The organism is Gordonia amarae NBRC 15530 (assembly GCF_000241345.1).
GTDB classification, from domain to species: Bacteria; Actinomycetota; Actinomycetes; order Mycobacteriales; family Mycobacteriaceae; genus Gordonia; species Gordonia amarae.
This window is the reverse complement of record NZ_BAED01000039.1, coordinates 1-3,325: the sequence shown is the minus strand read 5'-3', so window position 1 is coordinate 3,325 and position 3,325 is coordinate 1. Positions and strand designations below refer to the sequence as shown.

The 3,325-nt window shown below is 68.4% G+C and carries 3 protein-coding genes; 2 read left to right on the top strand and 1 reads right to left on the bottom strand.

All coding sequences use genetic code 11. From position 1 onward, the window contains the following. On the bottom strand, positions 1 to 287 hold a 287-nt coding region (locus tag GOAMR_RS10335), incomplete at its 3' end, for an aminotransferase class III-fold pyridoxal phosphate-dependent enzyme (protein WP_005186752.1). A gap of 148 nt (positions 288 to 435) precedes the next feature. Here GOAMR_RS10335 and GOAMR_RS10330 point away from each other — a divergent pair. Together GOAMR_RS10330 and GOAMR_RS10325 are read left to right on the top strand one after the other, a co-directional pair. Next, positions 436 to 1,020, top strand: a complete 585-nt coding sequence (locus tag GOAMR_RS10330) for a TetR/AcrR family transcriptional regulator (protein ID WP_040514943.1) — start codon at positions 436 to 438, stop codon at positions 1,018 to 1,020. Between the two features lie 111 nt (positions 1,021 to 1,131). Beyond that, a partial coding sequence (locus tag GOAMR_RS10325) for an acyltransferase family protein (protein WP_005186747.1) occupies positions 1,132 to 3,325 on the top strand: 2,194 nt, incomplete at its 3' end.

Below are 3,325 nucleotides of genomic sequence, written 5' to 3'. Positions count from 1 at the left end.
AGGCGCCGCGCGAGTTCCGCGGCGGGGCGATGGGTGAGGCCGCCGAACATGACATGCGCCATGGACCCGAGCTGCGCGGTGACCGCGGCGTCGAGCACCGGGTGACGGTAGCCGTGGATCGCCGCCCACCAGCTGCTCATCCCGTCGACCACGGTGCGGCCGTCGGCGAGCTGGAGCCGCACCCCCTGCGCGCCGTCGACGACGATCGGCTCCGACGGCGCGGGCATGGCGCCGTAGGGATGCCAGATGTGTTCGGCATCGATCCGGCTGATCGTCGCCTCGTCCACGGTCGGGGCCTCACTTCGTGCAGTGTCAGGGGCTTCGTGCAGGTCTTGGGCTGCCACGGCAGCGGGAGACACCGCCGGGTCCTGAACACTGTACAGGGACCTCCTGTACGGCGTACAGGCGACAGTGTCCGCCCCCTACGCTGTAGCCGTGAGCAACACACGCGGCGACATCCTCTCCGCTGCCCGGGGCATCCTGACCGAGCACAGTCTCGCCGATCTGTCCATGCGTCGGCTGGCGACCGAACTCGGCGTCCGCCCGAACGCCCTGTACTGGCATTTCGCCGACAAGCAGACCCTGCTGGCGGCCCTCGCCGACGACATCCTCGGCGATATCGCGCCCACCCCGGAGACGTTGGCGTGGGATGAGCGTCTGGCGTGGCTGGCCACCGGGATGCGGGCCGCGCTCCTCGCGGTCCCGGACAGCGCCGAGGTGGTGTCGTCGAGCTGGGCCAGCGGGCTGTCGGCGACCCACATCGCCGACGAGATCGCCGCCACGGCCCGGCACGCGGGCCTGACCGAACGCCATGCGCGGGGTGTGGCGACGGCGCTGTGTCAGCTGGTCCTGGGCCTGACGATCGAGGAGCAGACGCGCGCCCAGATGGAAAGGTTGTCGGTGACCGGACCGTCGGAGCGCGATTTCACGGTGGAGTTCACCGACGCGCTCGGAGTGATCATCGACGGCGCCCGCACCCGCGCCAATACGCCATCGTCAGAATCGGATTCACGAGAATAAACCCTGGTCGGGCGGATGTGTCCTGCATGTCCCGCCGCTGAGTGGGGGTATCCGCCCGGTAGGTTGGTACGGGTCAGCCCCACACCCGATCAACCCAGGACGTGACCGAACGTGGCAGCCCCCACCGCTGTGGAGGCCGGCGTCAAGGCGCCGGCCGCGACGGGTGCACCCGCTTACCGGACCGACCTGGACGGGCTGCGGGGTCTGGCGATCATGCTGGTCGCGTGTTTCCACGTCTGGTTCGGCCGGGTCTCCGGCGGTGTCGACGTCTTCCTGACGCTGTCGGGGTACTTCTTTCTCGGGTCGCTGCTGCGACACGCGATCAATGCGCAGAAGCCGGCCGTCTCATTCCGGTCCACCCTGAATCCGTGGCCGCGCCTGTCGCGGCTGCTGCGGCGGTTGCTGCCCGCGCTGATCACGATGCTGCTCGCGGTCACGGTGCTCACGGTGCTGATCCTCCCGCAGACCCGCTGGGTGAACGTCGGCCGCGAGGTGATCGCGAGCGCCCTGTACTACCAGAACTGGTATCTGGCCTTCAACTCCCAGGACTATCTGGCGGCGAGTTCGTCGAACAGCCCGCTGCAGCATGTGTGGTCGATGGCGGTGCAGGGCCAGTTCTTCCTGGTCACCCTGCTCACGGCCCTCGCCCTCGCCGGGCTGCTCAAGCTGGGCGCCCGGGTGATCGCACCGTTGGCGCGTCCCACTGTGATCCGGGCGATCGTCGGGCTGGCAGTCCTCGCGGTGGCGGCGGTGTCGTTCGCCTGGGCGCAACACCGGATGGCGATCAACCAGCCGTACAACTACTTCGACACCATCTCCCGGGTGTGGGAACCCCTGGCCGGTGGCCTCCTGGCGATCTGGCTACCGGGTTTCCGGGTGCACCGGATGGTGCGCAATATGGTGGCCGCCGGTGCGCTCGGGCTGATCATCTCCTGCGGCTGGTGGATCGACGGGGTGAACGAGTATCCGGGTCCGCTGGCGCTGGTTCCGGTCGGAGCGACGCTGGCGATCATCTGGGCCGGCGCGGTGGCACAGGAGAAGACGCTGCCGGGTGAACTGCCACGGCCGATGCCGGAGGTCAGCCGGTTCATGGCCGGTCGCTGGGCGGTGTGGCTGGGGTCGATCGCCTACTCGCTGTACTTGTGGCACTGGCCGCTGCTGATCTTCTATCTGGCCTGGCGCGGCACCGACAAGGCGAACGCCCTCGAAGGCGTCGGGCTGCTGGCCGTGTCGATCGTGCTGGCGTGGGCGACCAAGAAGTACATCGAGGATCCCTTGCGCAACGGGTCCGGACCGCGGCACGCGTCCCGCCGGCTCACCTGGCTCACCTACCGGACCACGGTGTCGGCGATCCTCGTGGTGCTGACCGTGGTGGCCGGCGCGGGTATCAAGGTGTGGGAGCATCACGTGTCGGCGACCGTCGTCGACACCAAGGCACTGGATCCGGCCGTGTATCCGGGCGCGCGGGCCTACCTGTACGGTGCCCCGGTTCCGGCGGTGGACCCGCAACCCACACCACTGGAGGTGCTGCGCGACTATCCCGAAACGTCCACCGACGGCTTCATGAGCGACTTCACCGACGGCGAGATCCATGTCGGCACGTACGGGGCGCCCCATGGCAAGAAGACGATCGCGCTGGTCGGGGGTTCGCATTCGGAGATGTGGATCACCGCGCTGAACATCGTCGGCAAGCGCAACGACTTCACGATCAAGACGTACCTGAAGATGGGCTGCCCGCTGTCCACCGATCCCGAACCCAAGCAGCGGGGCGTACCGTACCCGCAGTGCTACGAGTGGGGACAGAAAGTGGTCAAGCGGGTCCTCGCCGACCGGCCCGACGCCATCTTCACCATCTCGACCCGCCCCAACGACGGTAAACGCGGCGACTGGGTGCCGCCGGACTACCTGCCGATCTTCGACACCTTCCTCGACGCGGGCATCCCCATTCTCGGCATGCGTGACACACCGTGGCCGCGGAACAAGGACGGCGCCATCGACACCCCGACGTGTCTGGCCGACGGCGGCTCGGCCACCGACTGCGCGACCCGGCGGATCTCGGCGCTGCTGGATGTCGATCCGGCGCTCGAAGTGGCCAGGACCCGGCCGCTGTTTCATCCGCTCGACGTCTCCGACGGGGTGTGCCAACGTCCCGGCAGTGCCCCCGACCCGCTGTGCCAGGCGATCATCGGCAACGTGATCGTCTACAAGGACTGGCATCACCTCAGTGCCACCTACGTGCGGAGCATGACCGATGAGCTCGAACGCCAGATGGGGCGCGCCCTCCCCTGGGCCGGTAAGGCGGGCC